At 43.0% G+C, this 23,782-nt stretch carries 27 protein-coding genes and 6 pseudogenes; 32 read left to right on the top strand and 1 reads right to left on the bottom strand.

Going from position 1 to position 23,782, the window contains the following annotated elements:
* Nucleotides 1-2: 2 nt before the first annotated feature.
* The 25 genes and pseudogenes from N6P30_RS06290 (at nucleotide 3) to N6P30_RS06180 (ending at nucleotide 18,842) form a co-directional block, all read left to right on the top strand.
* A complete protein-coding gene (locus tag N6P30_RS06290; RefSeq protein WP_023292182.1) occupies nucleotides 3-4,427 on the top strand; it encodes an RHS repeat-associated core domain-containing protein in 4,425 nt (1,474 codons plus the stop codon).
* Nucleotides 4,424-4,780, top strand: a complete 357-nt coding sequence (locus tag N6P30_RS06285) for a hypothetical protein (protein WP_023292183.1) — start codon at nucleotides 4,424-4,426, stop codon at nucleotides 4,778-4,780. Before N6P30_RS06290 ends, N6P30_RS06285 begins: the two co-directional genes overlap by 4 nt.
* Nucleotides 4,781-5,002: 222 nt before the next feature.
* Nucleotides 5,003-5,297: pseudogene (locus tag N6P30_RS06280) on the top strand (YciI family protein).
* A 102-nt stretch (nucleotides 5,298-5,399) separates the two neighbouring features.
* Nucleotides 5,400-6,080: pseudogene (locus N6P30_RS06275) on the top strand (type IV secretion protein Rhs); the annotation flags it as partial.
* A 26-nt stretch (nucleotides 6,081-6,106) separates the two neighbouring features.
* Entirely contained in the window at nucleotides 6,107-6,304 is a 198-nt protein-coding gene (locus N6P30_RS06270; protein WP_071788853.1) for a hypothetical protein, read from the top strand.
* A gap of 125 nt (nucleotides 6,305-6,429) precedes the next feature.
* Nucleotides 6,430-7,089: an Imm43 family immunity protein gene (locus N6P30_RS06265; RefSeq protein WP_023292185.1), complete on the top strand. Its 660-nt coding sequence runs from the start codon at nucleotides 6,430-6,432 to the stop codon at nucleotides 7,087-7,089.
* 145 nt (nucleotides 7,090-7,234) lie between these two features.
* The gene (locus N6P30_RS06260) at nucleotides 7,235-7,798 is read left to right on the top strand and encodes a hypothetical protein (protein WP_023292186.1); all 564 of its coding nucleotides are present in this window, start codon (nucleotides 7,235-7,237) and stop codon (nucleotides 7,796-7,798) included.
* 272 nt (nucleotides 7,799-8,070) lie between these two features.
* Nucleotides 8,071-8,319, top strand: a complete 249-nt coding sequence (locus N6P30_RS06255; RefSeq protein WP_023292187.1) for a tetratricopeptide repeat protein — start codon at nucleotides 8,071-8,073, stop codon at nucleotides 8,317-8,319.
* A 147-nt stretch (nucleotides 8,320-8,466) separates the two neighbouring features.
* A pseudogene (locus N6P30_RS06250) lies at nucleotides 8,467-8,983 on the top strand (HNH/endonuclease VII fold putative polymorphic toxin); the annotation flags it as partial.
* Nucleotides 8,984-8,986: 3 nt separating this feature from the next.
* A complete protein-coding gene (locus N6P30_RS06245) occupies nucleotides 8,987-9,376 on the top strand; it encodes an Imm50 family immunity protein (protein ID WP_023292188.1) in 390 nt (129 codons plus the stop codon).
* Nucleotides 9,377-9,769: 393 nt separating this feature from the next.
* A pseudogene (locus N6P30_RS24635) lies at nucleotides 9,770-10,117 on the top strand (RHS repeat protein); the annotation flags it as partial.
* A gap of 144 nt (nucleotides 10,118-10,261) precedes the next feature.
* Nucleotides 10,262-10,484, top strand: a pseudogene (locus N6P30_RS24630) (RHS repeat-associated core domain-containing protein); the annotation flags it as partial.
* 304 nt (nucleotides 10,485-10,788) lie between these two features.
* Nucleotides 10,789-11,259, top strand: coding sequence for an Imm26 family immunity protein (locus N6P30_RS06235; RefSeq protein WP_023292189.1), 471 nt, complete (start codon nucleotides 10,789-10,791; stop codon nucleotides 11,257-11,259).
* Between the two features lie 41 nt (nucleotides 11,260-11,300).
* Nucleotides 11,301-11,522, top strand: a complete 222-nt coding sequence (locus N6P30_RS06230; protein WP_373276174.1) for a DUF6386 family protein — start codon at nucleotides 11,301-11,303, stop codon at nucleotides 11,520-11,522.
* A 325-nt stretch (nucleotides 11,523-11,847) separates the two neighbouring features.
* Entirely contained in the window at nucleotides 11,848-12,192 is a 345-nt protein-coding gene (locus tag N6P30_RS06225; RefSeq protein WP_023292190.1) for a hypothetical protein, read from the top strand.
* Nucleotides 12,193-12,275: 83 nt separating this feature from the next.
* Nucleotides 12,276-12,425, top strand: coding sequence for a hypothetical protein (locus N6P30_RS24625; RefSeq protein ID WP_353511637.1), 150 nt, complete (start codon nucleotides 12,276-12,278; stop codon nucleotides 12,423-12,425).
* Between the two features lie 29 nt (nucleotides 12,426-12,454).
* Complete coding sequence (locus N6P30_RS06220; protein WP_023292191.1) at nucleotides 12,455-12,652, top strand: hypothetical protein; 198 nt, start codon at nucleotides 12,455-12,457, stop codon at nucleotides 12,650-12,652.
* A 129-nt stretch (nucleotides 12,653-12,781) separates the two neighbouring features.
* Nucleotides 12,782-13,981, top strand: a pseudogene (locus tag N6P30_RS06215) (RHS repeat domain-containing protein); the annotation flags it as partial.
* Nucleotides 13,981-14,967, top strand: a complete 987-nt coding sequence (locus N6P30_RS06210; protein ID WP_023292194.1) for a hypothetical protein — start codon at nucleotides 13,981-13,983, stop codon at nucleotides 14,965-14,967. The pseudogene N6P30_RS06215 and the gene N6P30_RS06210, both read left to right, overlap by 1 nt.
* Before the next feature lie 546 nt (nucleotides 14,968-15,513).
* Nucleotides 15,514-16,032: a hypothetical protein gene (locus N6P30_RS06205; protein WP_023292195.1), complete on the top strand. Its 519-nt coding sequence runs from the start codon at nucleotides 15,514-15,516 to the stop codon at nucleotides 16,030-16,032.
* A gap of 136 nt (nucleotides 16,033-16,168) precedes the next feature.
* Nucleotides 16,169-16,639: a hypothetical protein gene (locus N6P30_RS06200; RefSeq protein WP_023292196.1), complete on the top strand. Its 471-nt coding sequence runs from the start codon at nucleotides 16,169-16,171 to the stop codon at nucleotides 16,637-16,639.
* Nucleotides 16,640-16,731: 92 nt separating this feature from the next.
* Nucleotides 16,732-17,175, top strand: coding sequence for a DUF6386 family protein (locus N6P30_RS06195; RefSeq protein ID WP_032663325.1), 444 nt, complete (start codon nucleotides 16,732-16,734; stop codon nucleotides 17,173-17,175).
* A 279-nt stretch (nucleotides 17,176-17,454) separates the two neighbouring features.
* A complete protein-coding gene (locus N6P30_RS06190) occupies nucleotides 17,455-17,664 on the top strand; it encodes a hypothetical protein (protein WP_205245791.1) in 210 nt (69 codons plus the stop codon).
* A gap of 240 nt (nucleotides 17,665-17,904) precedes the next feature.
* The gene (locus tag N6P30_RS06185) at nucleotides 17,905-18,234 is read left to right on the top strand and encodes a hypothetical protein (protein ID WP_023292197.1); all 330 of its coding nucleotides are present in this window, start codon (nucleotides 17,905-17,907) and stop codon (nucleotides 18,232-18,234) included.
* A 251-nt stretch (nucleotides 18,235-18,485) separates the two neighbouring features.
* Nucleotides 18,486-18,842, top strand: a complete 357-nt coding sequence (locus N6P30_RS06180) for an SMI1/KNR4 family protein (RefSeq protein WP_023292198.1) — start codon at nucleotides 18,486-18,488, stop codon at nucleotides 18,840-18,842.
* A 63-nt stretch (nucleotides 18,843-18,905) separates the two neighbouring features.
* Here the strand turns inward: N6P30_RS06180 and N6P30_RS06175 are convergent, their stop codons facing one another.
* Nucleotides 18,906-19,124, bottom strand: a complete 219-nt coding sequence (locus tag N6P30_RS06175) for a hypothetical protein (RefSeq protein WP_145975203.1) — start codon at nucleotides 19,122-19,124, stop codon at nucleotides 18,906-18,908.
* Nucleotides 19,125-19,393: 269 nt separating this feature from the next.
* Here N6P30_RS06175 and N6P30_RS06170 point away from each other — a divergent pair, with 269 nt between their 5' ends.
* The 7 genes from N6P30_RS06170 to N6P30_RS06140 all read left to right on the top strand — a co-directional run bounded on the left by N6P30_RS06170 (nucleotide 19,394) and on the right by N6P30_RS06140 (nucleotide 23,769).
* Nucleotides 19,394-19,825 (top strand): immunity 26/phosphotriesterase HocA family protein, encoded by a 432-nt coding sequence (locus N6P30_RS06170; RefSeq protein ID WP_023292199.1) that lies wholly within the window; start codon nucleotides 19,394-19,396, stop codon nucleotides 19,823-19,825.
* A 103-nt stretch (nucleotides 19,826-19,928) separates the two neighbouring features.
* Nucleotides 19,929-20,411 (top strand): SMI1/KNR4 family protein, encoded by a 483-nt coding sequence (locus N6P30_RS06165; protein WP_023292200.1) that lies wholly within the window; start codon nucleotides 19,929-19,931, stop codon nucleotides 20,409-20,411.
* Between the two features lie 64 nt (nucleotides 20,412-20,475).
* The gene (locus N6P30_RS06160) at nucleotides 20,476-20,796 is read left to right on the top strand and encodes a hypothetical protein (protein ID WP_065366037.1); all 321 of its coding nucleotides are present in this window, start codon (nucleotides 20,476-20,478) and stop codon (nucleotides 20,794-20,796) included.
* A gap of 630 nt (nucleotides 20,797-21,426) precedes the next feature.
* Entirely contained in the window at nucleotides 21,427-21,867 is a 441-nt protein-coding gene (gene comJ / locus N6P30_RS06155; RefSeq protein WP_045371132.1) for a competence protein ComJ, read from the top strand.
* 453 nt (nucleotides 21,868-22,320) lie between these two features.
* Complete coding sequence (locus N6P30_RS06150) at nucleotides 22,321-22,725, top strand: hypothetical protein (protein WP_032635753.1); 405 nt, start codon at nucleotides 22,321-22,323, stop codon at nucleotides 22,723-22,725.
* Between the two features lie 231 nt (nucleotides 22,726-22,956).
* On the top strand, nucleotides 22,957-23,142 hold the full coding sequence (locus N6P30_RS06145) for a hypothetical protein (RefSeq protein WP_225828827.1): 186 nt from the start codon (nucleotides 22,957-22,959) through the stop codon (nucleotides 23,140-23,142).
* Nucleotides 23,143-23,286: 144 nt separating this feature from the next.
* Nucleotides 23,287-23,769: a hypothetical protein gene (locus N6P30_RS06140; RefSeq protein WP_023292203.1), complete on the top strand. Its 483-nt coding sequence runs from the start codon at nucleotides 23,287-23,289 to the stop codon at nucleotides 23,767-23,769.
* The last annotated feature ends 13 nt before the right edge of the window (nucleotides 23,770-23,782 follow it).

The raw sequence follows: 23,782 nt of genomic DNA, 5'->3' as shown, positions 1-23,782 counted from the left end.
GCATGAGCGATAACAACGCGGCCCGTAAGGGCGACGAGATTATTCACTCCAGCATTTTTGCTGATATCACCAGCATTGTGGCGGAAGGTGCCGCCTATGCGGTGATCGGTTCGGCAGTGGGGCTGGCGGCTACGGCCGCCGCGCCACTCCTCGGTGCCGGAGCCGCCGCAGCGGGCGTGGCGGCGATTGGGTCCAGCTGTCTGTTAAGCGGGATTATCGGTGGCGTGCTGGCGAACGTGGCGGGGATCACCGACGATATCAGCAACGCCGCGGAAGGGTTAGGCAATGCGCTTTTCCCGCCGTCGCCTGCGGGTAAAATCACCACCGGTTCGAACAACGTACTGACCAACGCAATCCCTGCCGCGCGCGCGGCGGGCACGCTCACGCCCGCCGATACCCCGTCCCCTGAGCCGCAGTCGCCGGGCAGCTTTGCCGATTACGCGGGCATGCTGCTTTCCGCCGCCGGACAGTTTGGCAGCGAAATGTGGCAGCCGAGTGTCGCCTCTGCCGCCGCGGGAACCTCGCCGCTGGAAGAAGACAAGGTGGCGTGTGAAAAGCACTCCGGGCCGCAGTATCTTGCGGAAGGCTCCAAAAGCGTCTTCATCAATGGCCAGCCCGCGGTGCGTGCGAAAGATCGCACCACCTGCGAAGGCACCGTTTCCGACGACGTCTCCCCGAACGTGATCATCGGCGGGGACACGCTCACGATCCGCGATATCAAAAGCGGTAAAACACCGGGTCTGGCGCTGGGGATGATTGCGCTCTCCCTGCTGCGCGGGCGTCCGGGCAAGATCCTGAAAAACATGCCCTGCGCGCTGGCCGCGGCCGGCGGCGGGATGCTGGCGGATATGGCGGTCAACGCCGTGTTTGGCTCCTCGCACCCGGTCCACGCCGCCACTGGCGTGAAGGTGCTGAACGACGACGATGAGCTCGACTTCTCGCTGCCGGGGCGCTTTCCGCTTCGCTGGCAGCGTAGCTACAACAGCCTGACTACCCGCGAAGGGCTGTTCGGCCTGGGCTGGGCAACGACTTTTGACAGCTATCTGACGCTGGAAGATAACCATGCGACCTGGTTCGACGAAACCGGGCGCGAGCTGAGCTTTGAACTGCCGCCTGTCGACCGCGCGTTTTACAGCATCAGCGAAGGCATCATTATCCGCCGCAATGAGAACGGCGACGTGGCGATTGCCGACGATGACGGTGCGGTGTGGCGTCTGTACAAACCGACCCGCATGAATCCTTCTATCCTGCGTCTGGCCTCCCTTAGCGATGAATACGGCAACGCGCTGCTGACGGCGTGGGACGAGCACGGCAGGCTGATTGGTATCCATGATGAGCCGCGGGCCATCGACGTCACCCTGCGCTATGAAGATGAGCGCTTCCCGCTGCGCGTTACCGCAGCCAGCCATTTCGACGGCAACCAAACCTGGCCGCTGATGCAGTGGGGCTACGATGCGCGCGGCCAGCTGGCGAGCGCGACGGATGCCTCCGGCGTGGTGACGCGTGAATACCGTTACAACGACCACGGCCTGATGGTCTGGCACCGGATGCCGGGTGGGCTGGAGAGCGAATACCGCTGGCAAAAATTCGACCACTGGCGCGTGGTGGAAAACCGCACCAGCACCGGCGACGGCTGCCGCTTTAGCTATGATTTAGCCGCCGGGCTGACGACCGTCGAACACTACGACGGTCAGACGCGCCGCCACTACTGGAACGCGCAGAATCTGATTGTCCGCTACGTAGACGAGCGCGGTGAAAACTGGCGCTACGAGTGGGATGATAACGAGCTTCTCACGCGTCGCATCGATCCGCTCGGCAACGCCGTCACCTTCGTCTACGACGAGATGGGCAACCGGGTGCAGGAGACCGATGCCGACGGCAATACCCGCACCACCACCTGGCTGGAGCACCGCGCGCTTCCCGCGGCCATTATCGAAGCCGACGGCAGCGCCACCCGGTTCTGGTACGACGAACATCACGGGCTCAAGCGCGTGGTGAACCCGATGGGGCAGACGACGCAGCTGCGCCGGGACGCGTTCGGCCAGGTCGTGGAAGAGGTCGATGCCGCTGGCAACAGCCGCTACCAGGAGTACAACGAGGCCGGGCAGATTGTCCGTTCGACGGACTGTTCCGGGCGTATTACCCGCTATCGCTATCATCCGCTGGGCTGGCTGGTGGCTGAGACAGCCGCCGACGGTGAAGAGACGCGCTACCGCTACGACGCCGCAGGGCGTCCGGTACAGCTCGACCGCCCGGAAGGCTGGACGGAATCGCTCAAATGGAACGAACGTGGCCTGCCGGTGAAGCATGCGGGCGCCGACGGGAAAGAAAGTGAGTTCAGATACGACGAGGCGGGGCGCTTAACCGCCACCCGAAATACGCAGGGTGAAGAGGTGCGCCGCCGCTGGGACAGCCGCGGGCGTCTGATTGCCCTGGAAAACGAGAACGGCGAAGCGTATCAGTTCCGCTGGGGGCCAGACTCGCTGCTGCTGGAAGAGGTGGGGCTTGATGGCGTGGCCTCGCAGTATCGCTATGATGCCTGCGGGCGCACGATTGCGCGCACCTTTGCCGCCGGTCATCCGGAGGCTATCACCCACGCCTTCGCCTGGAGCGCGAGCGGCCAGCTGATCGCCCGCACCACGCCGGAAGGGCAGACCCGCTACCATTACACGCCGTCCGGGCTATTAAGCCGGATTGGTCTGCATCCTGCGCTTTCAGCCGACGCGTGGACCACCGAGGCAGAGCAGGAACTTGCCTTTGAGTATGACGCGCTTGGTCGCGTGACGCGCGAAGCTGGCGAGCACGGTGAGCTGGCGTGGGAGTATGACGCGCTGGGAAACCGCACCTCCGTCACGCTGCCCGATGGCCGCGAGCTGAAGCAGTTCTACTACGGCAGCGGGCATCTGCTCAGCATTGCGCTCGATAAGCTGTCGGTCTCCGACTTTACCCGCGACGAACTCCACCGGGAGACCAGCCGCACCCAGGGGCTGCTGACCACCCGCAGCGAGTACGATCGTCTTGGGCGCCTGCACCGCCGGGACGTCTTTACCGGCAATGCGCAGCGCCCGTCGCCGCGCCGCTGGTCCCGCCGCTGGGATTACGACTACCGCAATAACCTGGTGCGAGAAGAGCGGGACGATAACCCGTTCAGCTGGTACCGCTGGCAGTACGACAGCGCCGGGCGCCTGCTCGTTCAGGACGGCACGCTGCCTGGCCAGGAGCAGTGGCGCTGGGATGCAGCCGGTAACCCGCTGGAAGGTTCTGCTGAGAAGGTCACGCACAACCGCCTGACGCAGCTGAACGGCATTCGCTGGCGTTATGACATCCACGGCCGCACCGTGGAGAAGGATAACGGCCAGACGCGCTGGCACTACCGGTACGACGGCGAACACCGCCTGACGGAGGTTATCAGCCAGCCGCGGGATCGCAACAGGCCGCAGATGCAGGTCAGCTTCCGCTACGACCCGCTCGGACGCCGCATCAGCAAAACGCGCCAGCAGATGCTGGGCGGTCAGCCAACCGGCAAACCGGTGACCACCCGGTTTGTCTGGGAAGGGTTCCGCCTGCTGCAGGAACTGCACGGAGACGTACCGCTGACCTACGTCTACAGCGACCAGGACAGCTACGACCCGCTGGCGCGTATTGACGGCGTTGATGCTCCGGAGATTTTCTGGTTCCACTGCCAGCCGAACGGCACGCCGGAGCGGATGACGGATATCGAAGGGCAGGTGCGCTGGGAAGGGGTGAACGGCGCCTGGGGCAAGCTGCTGCGGGAAAGCGAGACGCAGATATCAGGATATTCTCAGAACCTGCGCATGCAGGGGCAATACCTGGACCGTGAGACAGGGCTGCACTACAATCTGTTCCGGTATTACGACCCGGACTGCGGACGGTTTACGCAGCAGGACCCGATAGGGCTGGCGGGGGGGATAAACCTTTACCAGTATGCGCCGAATGCGCTGAAATATATTGATCCTCTTGGCTTATCATCAACGACTTTCTATCATGCTGGTGATATTCGGGGCGAGATTAATCCTTCTATGGGGAGGCATGGATTAGATTTTAATCCTTCTAATCAAGGTGGTTTTTACGTAACTACTGATAAATCACAGGCTATTAAATGGGCAGAGCTGAGAGGACATCCAACTATAACGCAATTTGATATACCGAATTCAGAACTCGATAAACTAAATATAAAAGTATTTGAGTCTGCTGATAATGAATGGGCTAAATTTGTAACTCAGGGTAGAGCCAACACACTTGCACATAGTTATGATGCTGTAAGTGGACCAATGTTAGCAAACCCAGGTACTGTAAAAAAAGGAGGAAAGGCTAAGCCCATAGGTTCACAGCTTGCTATTTTCTCAAATAAAGCAGCAGCCGTGTTTGATCGTTATAAAGTAAAAAAAAGGTGTAAAGGTCAATGAATATTATCGATGGTATCCAATTCAGTAATTCTAATGAAAGTGTTATTTTTAATTACTATAGTTGGGTTGAGTTGATTAAAGCGATTATTGTTAAATATGCGAATAAAACAGAGAGTGAGGCTGAACGTATAGTATTAGCCTCTCCACTTGTTCGTATTAAGGAAAATGATTACATGTCTGTCGCTTTGCGCAGTCATGAAAGTGAGTATCATTGGGCAATGTTAATTGCTTATGGTGATCAATATTGGACAAAGGGAGTTTCTCCAGATGAACCTGACGGATACTTTGAGTGGGAAAAAGAATACAGAAAAAAAAATAATCTGGCAGAAGATAACTTTATTTTTAGTGATTAAGTTAAATAAAAAAATTTAAGAAGTAATATCTTGTCAGTTTTATTGTATGTTATGGCATTATTATGTTGAGGCATATAGTAATATCTCGTAGTGATCCCTTTTTAAGACTTAAAGCTCCGCTAAGAATTATAATGTAATCATATGCTATAAGTGGATTCGTCTCTGTAAAACCAACGGAAGATTTAATTATTACTTGCGATAAGACAAACTGAGAGGCAAAGGATGAGCACAGTTTACGAAGTTATTTTAGCCCTATATAAAACCACTCGAAGAAATCGACGAAGCGATACTTGCTCATGTGGAGTGGCTTAAAAAGGGGTACGCAGAGGGGATTTTCCTGACATCCGGTAGAGGGATCCCAAGAAACGGTAGTGTCATTCTCGCTAAATGCGAGAGTCTTGCTTCTCTTGAAGAGCTCTTACGCGAGGATCCTTTTCAGAGATTAAAGCTTGCGACTGTTGAGATCATTCCCTTTGAACCCAGTATGAAGACAGAACTCTTAGACAATGTGTTTTGACCCCGCAATAAAAAAAACACCCCAGGGCGTGGTTTTTTTCATTCAAGACGACTCAGACGTTGAACAGGAAGTTCATCACGTCGCCATCTTTAACGATGTAATCTTTATCGACGGGACATCTTTACCGGCAATGCCCAATGCCCGTCGCCGCGCCGCTGGTCCCGCCGCTGGGATTACGACTACCGTAATAACCTGGTGCGGGAAGTACGGAACGGTAACCCGTTTAACTGGTACCGCTGGCAGTACGACAGAGCCGGGCGCCTGCTCGTTAAGTACGGCATGCTGCCCGGTCAAGAGCAGTGGCGCTGGGATGCGGCTGGTAACCCGTTAGAGGGCGCTGGAGAGAAGATTGCCCATAACCGGGTCACGCAACTGAACGGTATTCGCTGGCGCTATGACATCCACGGCCGTACCGTAGAGAAGGATAACGGCCAGATCCGGCACTACCGGTACGATGGCGAACACCGCCTGACGGAAGTCATCAGCCAGCCGCGGGATCGCAACAAACCGCAGACGCAGGCCAGTTTCCGCTACGATCCGCTCGGTCGCCGCATCAGCAAAACGCGCCGCCAGATGCTGGGCGGACAGCCAACCGGTAAGCCGGTTACCACCCGGTTTGTCTGGGAAGGGTTCCGGCTGCTGCAGGAAGTGCACGGGGATGTGCCGCTGACCTACGTTTACAGCGATCAGGACAGCTACGACCCGCTGGCGCGTATTGACGGCGTTGATGCCCCGGAGATTTTCTGGTTCCACTTCCAGCCGAACGGCACGCCGGAGCGAATTCTGCTCACCATGTTATACCCGTTGAGGTGTGGAAAGAGGAGCAATCATTCTTCAATGATATTGGCATCGGAAAAGACATGAACTCTGCGTTTAATGGTATTAATTTTCCAGGTAGCGCATCAGCGATGAAACAAGATGCAGGGAAAGGTATGGATATCTTCCATAGCAGTAATCATCATAACTATAGTGACATTCTCCGTCGGCGCATTGCTCGTGTTGAGTAACGATATAATTCTGGAAGATTGGATGCTAAAGGGGCGAGGATAGCTATAAGGCGGATCCAGATTGATATGAAGAATAAAATTTGGATGGGTCATGTTCCCACAACAAAATGCAGGAGAATGAATTAATGTCCTATTATGTGATCATGAATGACTTTGAATCATCACTCATGCCAAGAAATTTACAGGGCATGGTTGATGAAAGGTTACAGATCAATGAAAACTGGGAAATAGAAGGCTCTGCATTTTCCTTCCCTTATCGAATAACAGACGATGCATGCCCAGACCGTATTTATTTGTTGTGCAATAAAAATGTTGGGGCTTTGAAATTTGACTATTATAAAAAAGACTTTGGACACTTGATGGATAAGTCTTTATTTTCAATTTTTGAAAATTATAAGCACAATGTTTTTTTTGGCCGAGATATAACACCAGTTTCGATTGGGAATGGTCAAGTTCTTCGGGATGATTTTAAATATGTATATTTTCCAGGCGGCGATGTTATAGATGAGGATAAATCTATTCTCGAAGAGGATAAGTTCGGAGATATCATACCTTTTAAAATTGAATTCAATGATGATGCGCTTGAATATGATATACTTTCGTTGAACGACACATTGTTAGGTGGTTTTATTATTGTTAAACAAGAGGTCAAGGAAGTTATAGAAAGTAAAGGATTCCGGGGGTTGAAACTTGTTCCACTGGAAAATGCTTTAGACGTTTTCTGTGAAGATTATTTCTACGAAATAGACTCAAATCGTAAAAGAAAGGGCAATAAACTACCTTAATATTGAAGGGTGTCGTGACATTATTGATTCTTTGTTTTTCTTTTTTAATGGCGCGAAGAAGTTCTTTGGATTATGAGTACATTTTTCAACTATGGATATAGTAATTTTAAGAGTAGCCAATAATGTTAACTCTTAAAGAGGAATAATGCGTATAAAAAATACTATCCAAGACTTTGTCAACAAATTCAAAATGAATGATTTAAATATGGGAGAGATAGACTATGCAGACGATGAAAATGAAACTTCTTTTCCTGTAAATTTAAATGGTGAAATTCGATTTTTTTATAGCCATTTGATTTTAAATGACCACCCAACATTTGATGGTGCATTCATTATACAGATTGTTGAGCCCCAAGAGCTTAATAAAATGTTATCAGGCTGGCGAGTTCAAAATGACACGACCTGGCGCGATGAATATATAATCTTTGCTGAACGAAATGGAGATATTCTTTTTTGTGATACCCAAAATATCACATCTCCTGTTTATGGTAGTATTCAAAAAAGAAATTTCATTATTTCCAATTCGTTAGCCGACTTTTTGGATGCTTTTTGTTCTGCCATTGAGATAGAACAAAGTAAATATGATGGTGATGCTACAGATGATGATTTTAATTTCAGAGAGGACTTTCTGAAAGATATCGATGTGATGCTTAAAACCAAACTAAAAGATGTTGAGGCGGAAGGGTTTAAGAAATTCTTTTTTGGTTAGTTTATAAGTTTTTAATAATAAAGATTCACTGTTTTAGATACCTCCTTGCTTCTAAAAGCATTCATTCTTTATGCCCCTTTTCATAGGTGAGGAGGTTTATTTTCTATTGTAAATGAATAAACACATGAAAAAATATTTACATCTCTTGTAGAAAAGGAAACGAATTTCATGATAAAAAATAAGCCGAGGCTTTAGAGCAATACCAAAAAGCATGGCAAGCCCTTCCTGAACCAAAGTCCGAATCAGAATTTGCCAACTGGATCTCTGCATGCATGTATAGCGCATATTTTGATCTTGCGGATTACGTTGAGGCAAAGAAATGGGGAGAGACGGCTTTACGGACACATGGATCGGATAAAGACACTGCACCGTTAATCGACTTGGGTATGGTCTGTTACGAGTTGAATCAATTCGATGAAGCGTATAAATATTTTAACGATGCTTATAACTACGGCAGAGAGCGTGCTTTTCAGGATAGACCTAAAAAATATCTTGAGTTCTATCTGCGTAAGAAGTCGTAAGAACAGTAATTTATTCCATTCAAAACAAACCAAACGTTAAATAAGAAGTGAAGCATTACGTCCCATTCACTATGTAATCTTCTTCTCTGGCACGCATTTTCCTGCTTCCTTCGTTCCTTGTTCACCATGTTTTCGACAGACTGTCAGTATAACAGCGACGAACTCCACCGTGAGAACTGTCGCCCCTATGACTGCTGACCACCCGCAGCGAGTACGACCGTCTCGGCCGCCTGCATCGCCTGGATGTCTTCATCGTCAACGCCCAGCGCCCGTCGCCGCGCCGCTGGTCTTGCGCTGGCAGTACGACAGCGCCGGGCGCCTTCTGGTTCAGGACGGCACGCTGCCGGGCCAGGAGCAATGGCGCTGGGATATGGCCGGTAACCCGTTAGAGGGCGTTGGAGAGAAGAATGCCCATTCCAGACCAGATCTGTTAGATGGGGAAGGCAACAAAATACTAAATACAAAAGGTTTACCGATAAAAACTCGACAATATGAATTTAGGGACTCAAATAACAAGCCTGTTTTTATCCAGGAACATAGTTTAGGGCATGATAAAGCAACCTCAGGTCATGGTGCTGAACCTCATTTCACTGTTAGGCCGTCACAAAATTTGAATACAGGTAGCGTTCCGGGTAGTCATGGTCATTATAATTTCGAGAGTTAATAAATGTGGTTTGACAACGCAATAGGGAAAGAAAAAATTAACTTCATGTTTGATGGGGAGTTAAGCATGGAATTAGTCGAGTTCGATGGTTTTACCTTCGAAAGGTTTTCTGATATTTCATGTCGATTTTTTACAAGAAAAATCCCATCTTGCTACCCAAAAAAATGGGAAGAGAGTGAATTCAATACCCTTTGTATTGTGTTGACATTTGGGGATGTAGTTGAACTTGATGTTAAAGGAATGAAGGTGGGTTTTGTTTGCTCTCCTGTAATTATTTCAACAGAAAATTATAGTAAAATATCTATAACAGATGAAAAATTAAATTTCCATTGTCAATCAAACTTTCTTACAATTGAAGGTATCACACCTTATCTGGACGAGCGTTGGGATTGACGAGAATAAAGATGTAGAGCTAATAAATGCATATATGTTTTATGCACGCCATTTGAATTTTTATTATTAATTTTTTTACGTGTGAGTTATCAACTTTTAGTAAAGTATTATCCCCACTGCAATTGTTAGTCATTTACGCTGCGAGATGACCGCGAGTTGAAGCAATCCAACTACGACAGAGGGGGGATATTCAGTATGGTCACAGCGATTACGGCTTTCCTGATTTACCGTATCGTCGAGGCATCTCTCTCTACAATGTACAATGTTTATGATCAGCGAAGTTAACCCTCCCGTGGGTATTAAAGTTACCTGTAATACGACTACCGCAATAACCTGGCACGGTAAGAGCGGGACGGTTGCCTGCTTGAAGGATCTGCAGAGAAGGTCACGTACAACCGCCTGAAGGAAGTGATCAGCCAGCCGCGGAATCGCAACAGGCCGCAGACGCAGGTCAGTATCCGCTACGACCCGCTCGGACGCTGCATTAGCAAAACGCGCCAGCAGAGGCTGGGCGGACAGCAAATCGGCAAGCCCCTCACTACCCGGTTTTTCTGGGAAGGGTTCCGCCTGCTGCATGAGCTGCATGGAGACGTGCCGGTGATTTACGTCTAAAGCGACCATGACAGCTACGACCCGCTGGCGCGTATTGACGGCGTTGATGTCCCGGAGATCTTCTGGTTCCACTGCCAGCCCAACGGCACGCCGGAGGGGATGACGGATATCGAAGGGCAGCTGCGCTGGGATGCGGCTGGTAACCCGTTAGAGGTCGCTGGAGAGAAGATTGCCCATAACCGGGTCACGCAACTGAACGGTATTCGCTGGCGCTATGACATCCACGGCCGTACCGTGGAGAAGGATAACGGCCAGATCCGGCACTACCAGTACGATGGCGAACACCGCCTGGGGCAAGCTGCTCCGGGAGAGCGAGATGCAGGGATCAGGATATTCCCAGAACGAGCGGATGCAGGGGCAACACCTGCATTGTGAGAGAGTTGCACGACAATCTGTTCAGGTATTACGACCTGGACTGCGGACGGTTTACGCATCAGGACCCGATAGGGCTGGCGGGGGGATAAATCTTAACCAGTATGCGCCGAATGCGCTGGGGGAATCCTATAGGTTTAACCGCTTGCAAAAATGGAAGCCCTAAACGGTCAGTGAGAAACATGTCATTTGCTGACTGGATTAAAAGAAAGGCAAAAGGTGGGAATAATACCCATGTGTATTTAGGATTTAGAATCACTGAAGAACCGCTAAATCGCGGTCATGCACGGAGCATAGAATAAGCAGTTATTCACAATAATTCCCATTTTGAATATTCTATCAATAGGCATAAGTCCTACAAGAAAGTTATACTCGGATGCTGTTTTGTGGGGTGGGAACTGGCTTAAAAACAATGGGGTTAATGTAAAATGGCCGACAGACTTACAGTAGTGTCAGGAAATGAAAAGCAAAAAAAGTGGCCAAAAGAAGGCGATGTTTTTTACTTTCAGTTAAATGATGTTCGATTAGGCTATGGTATGGTCGCCCTGGGTAAAATAGATGTTGGCCCATTCAAGAATGCTATAGTTATATATATATATGACTATTTTACATCTTCGCTTCAAGAAGATGCTGTATTGGCAAAAGATAATTTGCTATTGCCACCAATTATTACTGATAATTCATGTTGGAAAAACGGTTATTTAGTAACGTTTAAAACTATCGAAACGAGCGAAGTGGATATTTTACCACAGCATTATTTTAAAAATCCTGTCAGAAATAAAACATATGATCAGCATGGAGTGCCAATTGAATCGCCGACTGAGAATATACCAGTCGGTGAAGAGTCGATTCAATTCTGTAAAAGCATTATAAAATCTATAGAAAGCTTTGTTAACTAATAGGCTAGTCCGGGAAGGTATTTCTGGCCTTTGCTAACGCAATGAGAAAAATCATAAGCATACAAACAGATACTACCACTTTAGTTATTTATGATTTGATGTCATTAAAGCATAGAATTAATGAAGACGTAGATTGGTGGAGTCTTCCAGAAGATGAAGTAGAAGAGGTAAATAAAGGGAATGTATTATTTCTCAATCTTGGGGATGATGGCGCCTATAAAGTCAATATTAAAAAAATTTACCTAAAAACATGTTTAGAATGAGTGACGGAAAACACTTCCAGGAAGCGAACAGACAATTATATTATAAAATGAATAATGACCCATCATATAGAGCTTCCCTTGAGGAAAAATTCCCGGGAATATTTGAAAAGGTTTCGACAGGTAAGCGTGGCGCGTTCCTAAGAACAGCTCCAACAGGTTCTAGTTGGGAAACAACTTGGCATCATCATGAGCGAGTTGGTGGGTTGTTACAATTGGTTAATGGGCCAGATCATAACTCTAAGCATCTGGATTATCACCCGAAAGTATATGGTGGAAGAAAAACTTGGGGAGGGTGGTTCTCGATGCAGATAATTGTGAGGGTATAATGAATACATATACATCTATAGATGAATTAATAGCAAGTCTTTCTCAGTTAGAGCCTGGTGAATGGATTTATACTAATATAAACACATGGGAAGCACGGCCTGAAGGTACTCACTTCTTTTATATTCCTTGGGATTATATCCAAAGTTTGGAGAATGACGAAATATATCTTGATGAAGAGGATCTGGAAATGCCCTTAGCAGTAGAAACTTTTTCTTTGAAAGGATGGATGTTAGTCAGTTCTTTGAACTATATTGTGAAGAATAAAAATAGTGGAGGTCATGGGAATAAATGGTTTATCGATGAAGTAAATTATTATAGGGAAAATGACATATATAGAACATGATTTTAATAATGATGAGCAGTTCGCTTAATTAAGCAACCAATTCGAAATGCCTTGACAAAAGCCCACGCTCTGTCGTTTCTGGAATGCGGGGCGGAAAAGCTCCAGTAGCGCATGATACACAGTGGAGCGGGAAAAATAGATCTTATGTCATACACCAGAGAACCCCTATCCAACATGGAGGCGGGATTGATAATCAAGTAATCGTTACAACAAGATATCACCTTGACATTTAAGATCGTGCTTATCATTTTTGAGGTATAATATGCAAAGACAAGTGCTTATCGAGCTAATAAGGAAAATCCAACACAGCGAAGGGACAGAAGAAGAAGCTGATAATGACATCGACCTCCTTTGTAGAAGTGTCGCAGATCCTCAGGCAGCTAATTATATTTATTATGAAGAACTTAGCGCAGAAGAAATTGCGGATAAAATTATAAGTTATAAACCACTTCAATTATAAGTAGTATTGGGGGGCGTAATGAGTCCCCCATATTGAAAAAAACTATCCCAAAGCTTGGTTTTTTTTCATTCAAAACAAATCAAACGTTAAACAATAAGTTCATTACGTCGCCATCTTTAACGATGTTATCTTTATCGATGGGACAACTTTACCGGCAATGCCCAGCGCCCGTCGCCGCGCCGCTGGTCTCGCCGCTTGGAGTACGATTATCGTAATAACCTGGTGCGGGAAGTACGGGACGATAACCCGTTTAACTGGTATCGCTGGCAGTACGACAGCGCCGGTCGCCTGCTCGTTAAGGACGGCACGCTGCCCGGTCAGGAGCAGTGGCGCTGGGATGCGGCTGGTAATCCGTTAGAGGGCGCTGGAGAGAAGATTGCCCATAACCGGGTCACGCAACTGAACGGTATTCGCTCGCGCTATGACATCCACGGCCGTACCGTAGAGAAGGATAACGGCCAGATCCGCTGGCACTACCGGTACGACGGCGAACACCGCCTGACGGAGGTTATCAGCCAGCCGCGGGATCGCAACAGGTCGCAGATGCAGGTCAGCTTCCGCTACGACCCGCTCGGACCACGCATCAGCAAAATACGACGCCAAATGCAAGGCGGACAGCTAACCGGCAAGCCGGTTTGTCTGGGAAGGGTTCCGTCTGCTGCAGGAGCTGCACGGAGATGTGCCTCTGACCTATGTCTACAGCGACCAGGACAGCTACGACCCGCTGGCGCGAATTGACGGCGTGGAAGCGCCGGAGATCTTCTGGTTCCACTGCCAGTCCAACGGCACGCCAGAGCGGATGACGGATATCGAAGGGCAGGTGCGCTGGGAAGGGGTGAACAGCGCCTGGGGCAAGCTGTTGCGGGAAAGCGAGACGCAGGGATCAGGATATTCCCAGAACCTGCGGATGCAGGGTCAACACCTGCATTGTGAGATGGTTGCACGACAATCTGTTCCGGTATTACGACCCGGACTGCGGACGGTTTGCGCAGAAGGACCCGATAGGGCTGGCGGGGGAGAAAAATCTTTACCTGTATGGTGCAAATAGTCTTACGCGAATAGACCTTCTGGGATTAAAACAAGAGGAAGTTATACGCTATACGAGTAAAGATGAAGCGATTGCATCAGCTTCTGAGCGCGGTGGTAAAGGTGGATTGGTCCCAAATAATCGAGGTGATAAAGCCATATGGGTTAATCATGATAGCCGACCAGGATTTAACCCTGGTTAAAAATATCCTTCCTCGTTTTAATGATAAAATCACTTCATTCCAGATTGAAAAGAAAGATGCTAAAGGTAATTGGAAGAAATGTGGTAAGAGGATTACGTAATGATTTTTGAAATGTTTATACATAAAATTGAACACTTCACTAATGCGAGAGCAGAGATTGAAAGTTTTGGAAAATATATCTATTTTCAGGATGAACCGGACCTTTTCCCCGTTTGTTTTAAAAAAGTAAATGGGAAGCATGTAGAGTTGAGTCGTTGGCAAACTTGCTTTCCTAAAGTTATGTTTCAGCGTGCGTTAAACAAGTTAGGCCTAAGTGAAGATGGTAAGTATGCATTTGAAGTTTTCCTTTCTCGATTAGGTTATCTTTTTCAAATAGATAACCGACAGCGTATAGATAAAGATATCTTTATCTTGTTTTATATCTATCAACTATTTTCTTTAAAAGATAACGAAGAAGATTACGCTATAAAAGCAAAAAGCTTTTTTTTAAGATTTTTGTGTTTTGAAATGGGCATGGATGATGACTCTTATAATTTGCTATGCATTACTAAAGATGGGATTTGTATAAATACTTCTCAGCATGGTAATGTCTCAATATTGTCTTTGCTTGAGCAATTTTATGTACAATTTAAAAAAAAGAAAAACTTTGAAGATATTAAGTCTATAAAACATTATCAATCATCAGTGTTGAATTTTTTGTTTGTTGCGAACAACGATAGAAATCACCTGTCTTTTAATGATAAAAACTGCTACCTTTGCGATCCTGATAGTTTTATTAATACTTATGAGAAATCTAAAAAAACAATTTATAGAGCCTTGGAACAGTGTTTTGACAAGTATCAATCCACGAAGAATTTACTAATATCAAATTTCATTCTAATGAATTATTCGTATTATATTGTTAGAAATAATTTGACAGATCTAAAAAGTTTAAGAAGACATGTTTCTTCAGATATGTTTAGACAAATAATTTCCTCTATAGTGTACAGAGGTTTTTTTGTGAATGAAGACGAGATATTTAAGGTGGTTGGCAATGAATATGACATCAGCCTTGAAAAAATGAAGCTCGAATGCGTTTTAATTTAATATATTCGATTTAAGGCATTAATGTTAGATCACTGTCGGGGGCATTAGGTTTGGATTTTCAAACCGCTGTAGAGCACTCGATTCTTAAAGGCAAAACTATGGCAGGACAATAGATTTACGGTTTGCTCGTTGTAAGTTGAAAACTTGGTATCTCTCATACCGTACCTTGGCGGATGCCTCTATTAATCATGCGGATTATTTTCTTAACCAGAGGATACTTTATTGGAAAAAATAATTTGTTATTTCCGCCAAGTATTACGGATAATTCATGTGGTAAAAGGGTCATATTGTAACTTTTAAAAATATCTACATGAGCGAGGCAAATATCTTCTCCTTTAAAGTCCCTAAGCGGATGGCGGATTTAAAAGAAGGAAGTGTAATACCTCTGGTTGGTTATCGTACTAATCCGTTACATCAAGGGAGATTAACTCCTAAGCGTGTGGAGCCGACAACGCCAGTTAGATCGTATGAATTACCATCAATATGGGCTGAATGGCTTGAAGAAGTAGCGATTCCAGTCTCGGGGAGTGTAAAATAGGTTATAATATGAATATTAATAAAGATGAAGAACTCCTTGTGATAATAAAGAACGAAGGAAGATTTTATTGGTTCGTGGCCTTTAAAGAAATGTGGGTTTTAGACAGAGCAAAATGGGTAGAAGATTTTGTGAGAAGTGGGATGGAAATAAACCTACAGGATATCCATAAGGAAAGATATAACATACCAGTTGTAAATGAAGAAAACGCAAAGATATTCATTGATGGTTTAATTAAAGATGCTTATTTATATAATAAGGATGATATAGCTGAGGAGTTTTATAATAGGTTTTCGCAAAAAACCACCTGGTGGGATATATATGATCAAATGCCAGATTTGTTTATAGACTTTGATAATAAAAGACTATATTCCCAATATGTCGAAAGTATGCATTATCACAAATATGTTCCTGATGATTGGCAAGGTGAACTTGTAGATTTCTGCAGTGATGGATCGTTACCTCAAGATGAAATGTTATGGATAAAAAATGAGACCGATCATAGGAGCATTGTAATCTCTAAAGGGTAAAAATATATTTCCGACATACCACTTTTTTGAGTGTGCAATGGTAGATGCATCATGTTAATCTTTAACCATTGCGCTGAATTGTGAAGAAGATGGAATTTACTATAATTTAATTCTTGTTCCGAATGGATGGGTGTAAATGATTGATTTTTATGCTGATATTTTATCAGGGAGAGCGCTAGGTAACTTGTTTTTGGGTGAAAATATAAGTAAATATACGAATGAGTTATATACCGATTTTAAGGTAAATTACTTTGATTATTTTTTGCCTGATGATGAGAAAAGGCTTGCATATATTGTAGATGACACTATCACAATCGCTACCATTGAAGATGGAACGATCATTTCGATTGGTTGTAATGTAAGCTACAAGGGGAGGTATAATAACATATTACAAACAGGTCAAACGATGAGGCAAATAATCGACTTGACTAATAAACAACGCATTTTTAATGGTTTCATTATTATAAATGACGACTTTGGTTTTTCATTTGAGTTGCCAGCGCCTTATGATGAAATCGCAGATAGCATTGCACATGTTCCACTGGATCTCGTTCTTAATGAAATCCGTGTAGCTGATTACTCTGACTGGAATCCTCAAAAAATATAACGCTGAAATGTGAGTTGGGATTGATACTACAGATTATAACTTGACATAATAGTGTTTTTAATTATTTCATAAAAGATTAAGTATTGAAAATTATGCATGCAATAATACATGTCCAAACAAATACAGCAACAATTGTGATTTATGATTTAATGTCACTAAAACATAGACTTAACGATGATGTAGATTGGTGGAGCCTTCCAGAAGATGAAGTCGAAGAAATAAATAAAGGTAATGTGTTATTTCTCAATCTTGGAGATGATGGAACCTATAAAGTCCATATTAAAAGAGATGTTGATGAAAGTACCGGGTCGCTATTTTTAAACGTACCTTCTGGAAAGGTTTTCATTGGGGCGGGAGAAGATGTCACTGGCGGAGATCTTGAGCCTGACGACTCAGATGCCATTTCAGGTGAGTTTATTACTTTCGAACCTGGTAGTTACGAAGTTAAATATAAAAAGCAAGATTCAAATATTCTAATTTCCTTTGCAAAAACAACGACTACTGAAAACTCATTAGAAGAGGGAGTTTATCTTTGAATGAAAAAATAGAATAATACAAGTAGTTCATCACATAGTCATTTTTAACAATTTTCTTTTTCCTTCTGAACGCACCTTGCTTGCTTTTTTGCACTTTGCTTACTCTTAACCTCCATAATCGGTCATTATACTCGTGATGAATAACCCCAACCTCAGGATAGCCCCCGTAGTTGCTGACCACCCGCAGCGAGTACGACCTCCTCGGGCTTCTGCATCGCCGGGATGTTTTACCCGCCAACGAGTCGCCAGGTGCTGGGCGGACAGCCCGCCGGTAAGCTGGTGACCACCTGGTTTGTCCGGGAAGGGTTCAGCCTGCTGAAGGAACTGCATGGAGACGTGCCGCTGACCTACGTCTACACTGATTTGAGAGATATAGTTTTGCGAGGTAACACAGGACTTGATGCTCATCAAGCGGGGCAAAAAGCTACTATGAAAGATTTTGTAGAAGGTTATGATCCTAAAACTGGCCCGTCAATTTTAGTACCTTAAGAAAGCCATACTATATCAAAAGATGGTGTCGGTATTGTTTCACGAAGAAAATTAATCCTTCAACTGGCTAACCATTTGCTAATGCGAGGGAACTGCTTGCTAGAGACATCTTAGAATTAAGGCGAGTTTATCAAGACATTGCAAACAGCGTTCTTCAGGAATTAATCGCAAAAAATAAAGCAATGTATCCTGAAATGAGAAAATCAAAACCTAAAGGTAAAAGTAATTGTAGGAGATAATGTGAATAAAGATGAGTTAGTTGTGAGATCATTACTTGCCGAGCTTTTAGGCGATACGCTAAATTATTATATTGATAATCTATCTGATTTATCCAAGTCAAATGGTGATGAAGATCCTTATTCGCGGGCAAGAAGTGTAATTCATAAACTATCCCCAGAAGAACAGGAGAAAATTTTCAATTTCCTTAGGTTGGTCATTGTAGATACAACTTTTACTGTTCTCGGAACAATCGATGGTTCACGTTTCCCTCCAAATATTGATGGGGATTTTAAACTTGAATATGACGGCGATGAAGTACAAGGCTCCTTACAAGATGAATTAATTTCATGATCTGAAGAGCTTGGTGTTTATAAATAAAGATTCTATCAATCTTTAACCATTGCACTGAATATATAGAGCATTGATAAGAAAAATTGGGTTTTTATTCCATTTTTTATTATGCAATTAATGACTGGTTAGTTTCAGGAAAGAAACAATAATTGCCCTTATTAATAATTACAACTAATTCATCAATAAATGTGAACCTAATGGAGATAATATTTATCCTAATATAGGATTTATTCATTTATAGGTAAGCCGATATGGAAAAGCAAGATTTAATTGATCAGTTAAATGAAGTTGAAAAGATTATACACACGTCTTTACCTTCTGAATATAAGCGCTTTATGATTGAGAACGTCAAAGATAGCTACTCTTATGAAATTCAACGAGCAAATGGTGGACAGCTTTATGTTTTCAATTGTTTTGACTTGCTTGAAAGAAATAATACATACACAATTCAATCGGTGGAGCCTGACGTTTTATTGATTGGTCAAGATGGTGATTTGGGATACTTTTTGAATTTGCGTAAAGGTACTGATGAGATTTATTCTTTAGATCTTGGAGCGTTAGGAAGTCTGGACATGGATAAAGAAAGTAATAGCATATTTAGGCTATAATGTTTGATTTATTAATCATCTAGTTCAGAACATTGAAAAATTCACGTCAAATCGTTAATTTGTTCAAAACAAATCATATATTGAAAAGTAGTTTATCACATCGCATTTTTTAATGATATAATCTTCCCCTTCCACACCCAGCGCTGCGCCGCTGGTCCCTCTGCCTGGATTACGATTGCCGCAATAACCTGGTGTGGGAAGAGCGGGACGATAACCCTTCACGATGAAAAGAATATTATCTATGGAGGACGTGGGGAAGCTCCCGCTCGTTTGAATAGCCATGCGAATACACCGGGTAAATCACATTTGCAACAGTTGATTATATTAGATAATAATTTGACCAAAGCGGAAATTAAATTCCTGGTACAAAGGATTATGGTTCTTAATGGTGGAGCTAAGTCATTGATCTCCTTAAAAAATCTCATAAATAAAATCAGATCATTTAGTCCTTATAACCTAAATGCTAGCACATATGATATTGCGGGTCATAACAGTAATTGGGGTGGAAAAGTATTGAAAGATGCGTTATCAATTCTGAAAGGTAATAGCTTATGAAAGTAAAATACAAAGAGGGTGACATCTTTGTCATTCCGATGAGTAATGGGAAATTTGCGATTTGCCAGATTGTATTTGCTCCAAAAGAAAAGTTTAAGCAAGCAATAGGTTTCTGCATTTTATCAATACAGAATACGGAGGAGCTTGAAGATAACAGTTTACTGAGACCTTTATCTTTTGAAAAGTTTGGCAAAGAGATGAAGGTTGTTTTCACTGGCAATCAGAATATTAGCAAAGGCATTTGGAAAATTATTGGCCACGCTAATCTTACTGAAGAAAAAAAAGAATTAAAAATATTTAATCATGCTGGCGGCTTATATGATGGGGAGGACGAGATCAGGCGTTTACCTGTTGCTGAATATCCAAATTACACAACAATGGGGGTTTCAGGCTTTGAGCTTGTCGACAATGTTCTGATAAATATTTGATCATCAGGGGAGGCGGGCTTCCTAAGCTAATTTTCATACAGCAACAGCTCATAAACACCTTAAATAAATTCGCGATTTTTTTGATCATCTGGCCAAATAATATATGAATCATTTCAGTAACTGTGAAAAAAAGATTGGACGTGCAGATATTGCTAAAAATGAAGAAGAATTATCTATTATTCTTCCTGATGATTTCATTTCACATTATCTGCAATTTAATGGTGGCACTCCTGAGAAAAGTTGGTGGGCCGATGATGAAGATTTTGAACCAGTAGAGGTGGCTGGGTTTAAACCGTTTATTTATAATAGTCAGACAAATGATGACCCTAGATCTTTAATTGATGGTTGCTATGTCAGTATGTTGGATAGGCAAGTGATCCCAAAAAACCTTTTTCCCTTCGCAAATGATTGGGGAGGGAATTTCTTCTGTCTGGATTTAGATAATTACTCAATTGTATACTTTGCTACAGATTCTTTTGATGAGTATTTGACTATGCAAGAGAATCACATAAAACTTCAAAGATATCTGACAAATTCATTTTCCATCTTTGTTAATGGATTGGTAACAGAAGAAGATCTTTCATAAGAAGCCATTGAATGTTAGCAATATATTCACTACAATTAATAAGGGTAAATGTATATTGAATAAGATGCCAGATAATTCAATTGTTGTTATTGATGTGGCTGGGACTAGTATAAAAATACGTGTTTTGGGAAGTGGTTTAATTAAAAAAATGCAGGCGATAGGTTTTTCATTAAAAGATGAGTTTATGGTTATACCTGTAATTGACGAACAGAATAAACAAAGAATAATAAGACTGTTAGTTGACGAAGGTGCTCTTTTTTTATTTGGACCTGGTTGGTATCCATCTGAAGTAATAGAGTATTATAAAGAACAAAACATCAAATTTGGTAAATATAAAATTATTTACTGGAGTAATAGAAATACATACCATATAGAGGAAAGATAATTCCTCATAAAATAAATCCTGGAGAGCACTAATCAACCATTTTGATAATCTTCAAAGTACAGGGAGAAAAAATACTTTTGTTTTACCGGCTGAAGGCGTTTTTTTACTTAAAATTGAAAAAGTCAAAGGAAGTAAATGTTGTCTGTAGCTTCACAGTTCATACCCTGAATACGACCAGGGTAGTGTTCAACAGCTGCATGCTGAAAATAGAGTTATTAATTACGACAAGATTGATATTTTCTCAGAGGAACTATGATAAATTTGCAATCTTATTATGAAGCATTGGATTTTCTGGAATTATTTTTTCAAAAATATATTCTTGATTATAATTGCCTCCAGGATATGCAATCTATTTTAGAGGGTTGTCGAAAAGAAAAAACGGTTTCTATTCGATCTATAGACTCATGCTTTATGGTATATAGACGAAAGACTCAAGATTATAGAGTCCTTGCTCATGAGGAACAGGAGATATGGAGGCAGTTGTTCAATATATGGCAATAAATTTTTATAAGCAAAACTGGCAAGAGATGACGGATATCAAAGAGCAGTAACTGTGGTGCAGGGTGTAATATTGGTAACGTTTTTATCAGAGCAGTCAGGTGTAACGAGAATAAAAATTGAGGTAAGGTAATGAACAATAAAAACATACAAATAGTTAATCTACTGATTTCGCATAGTCAAATATTGTTACGATCCCGAGACTATGATGAGAAACTGAGTCAGTGGGGGAAAGGAAATATTTCACAAGGTGCTGTACTTCATAAGGATTATGTAATATTTGATCCATTGCCAGATGATGCATTTGTTGCAAACGTGAATATTAAAGTAGAACAATCTTTCAATTTAGATGAGAATTCTCAGCGCTGCATCGTTGTGCCATTTTTTGTTACGGAACAACATAAATTACAAGTAGCTTCAGCAACTGAAAAATTTGATTTAAGCTTAGGATTAAATGATAAAACTTATTCACTATTTTATGAAGTTTGTGAAGGAGATGAAATTTATTATAATTTCACGCTCGTACCGACAAAAGAAACTGTTGCAGCTAAGTTTTTGCTAGACGATCCCTAGAGTGGAATAAAAAATCATCCTCTTAAAGAAGGTGTTTTTTAAATTTAAAGCTAACCAAAGATGATTAATTTATAAAGAATCAGACGTAAAGAAGGCGATCATTATGTCGCCATCTTTAACGATGCAATTTTTCCCTTCCGCACGCAGGGCTGTTGAGCGCACGCGATGAATTCTACCGTCTCGATCGCTCATTGCCGCGTATTGACGACGATGATGCACCGGCAGGGTTGCACGACAATGAGTTTCGGTATTTTTTGAACTGGCCGATTACTCTGAGGTACAGAAATGAAGAGAGACGACAGCGCGGTCGCGTGGATCAGATATAGACACTGCACTTTCAATAGACTCCTTTACAAGGTGATTCGTGGTCGTGGGAGTCTTCTTTTGACGAATGAAGGAACATGAAATCATTCTGAAAGCACTTCTAAGAGGCTACGTTGAGGCGAATTTACCATGATAAATGATGATGACCTTATTGAGTATGCGCGAGAAAAAATACCGGATGAATATAGTTCTTCTTTAAATAAAAAGAATAATCTTCAATGTGCATCATTTATAAACAATACTCAAGATGAGTTGCGAATAATGAAAGCGCATAAAAATAATACAAAACTTACAGGGGTGAAGGTAGAAGGTCTTGATGAATTAATTATTGCTCTTGAAAACTATGATGAAGAAACTGTCTTAGTAATTAATATCCGAACTAAGTCATTTTCCTTTAAAATTTATTCAGATAAAAACAATACTCTACTGGGTGTAATAATCCTTAAATTAAAAAAGAAAACCAACGAAGAAATTCGATTTGGGCGAGATGTTCTTGGCATTACGACTCCTCCTCCTGACATAGAAAATGATTAATTTTTATTGCTTAAACTGGTGTACAAACCAACCAGAATCTCCATGCGTAGCGTTCCAGTATCAATTGACGCTTGCATACATGACTCCTTTGTTAAATGGAAACACTGTTTTAGGCGCAACCAAAAATTGGATGTGCTAAAATAAATCTGAATAAGAGCTCAGAGAAGCCTGTCATGAATTACGATTCTTATAACGAAGTACCCGATTACCTCATTTTTTTTCAAAGAAAGAGTGAATTCATCAATTTATTTAGAAAAAATAATGACTTTGATTGAAGGATCTCGCTCTGAAAAAACAGTGATGATAAGAGCTATTTATGAAACATACATGCAGTATGTAAAACAAAATAAAGATGGCATAAAAGTTATCGCTGGGGAAAAAGAAATGTGGATTGACTTATTACACCATTGGCAATAAGACTTTATTGCTATATGGATATTATTGTAAATGTTATAACAAATGTGATTTTATACGGAAAATTATCGTTATATGGTTGTTATCATGTTAAGTCGACTATATCATTAAGATCTTGTTAGACAGTCAAAAGTAATGCAGGGGAGCATGATTGAATTCAATTTAAATCCGATTGCCGGTGATCTGACATTTGATGATCTTCCTTTGGGAATTGATACTGAAGAAGGCTTTTGTAAGAGTGGTTTATACCACGAATTAATCAAGCGAAAAGCTGTAAATAAAACCATGCCGAATCACTACCTTGTTGACTCAGTAGCGTTTTTCGACAAAGAATTTCAAGTTACTATACGCCCGGTGTGCTATGGTTTTCCTTTTATGCTTCATCTTGTTGATAAAAACAGTCAGTATTATAACGCATTAAATGACTGGAATGCGCGAGCTAATATTCACATGCTAAATGAATCAGTGAAAAGCTTATCTGATTGGCTAAGAGAATCACTCAATCTGGACACGCCTGATACCACGGAAACAGACATGATTAGGTGGCGCTTTGAATGGGGGCGGATTTCTGTCTCATATGAGATAAAATCATTTAATCACGGGATATATTTAACCTGGAATATAATGTAGTCACTTCCAGACA

Source organism: Enterobacter sp. PL1, assembly GCF_945957325.1.
In the GTDB taxonomy this organism is placed as follows: domain Bacteria; phylum Pseudomonadota; class Gammaproteobacteria; order Enterobacterales; family Enterobacteriaceae; genus Enterobacter; species Enterobacter roggenkampii.
Note: the sequence above shows the minus strand (reverse complement) of the source record. Positions and strands in the feature narration are given on the sequence as shown.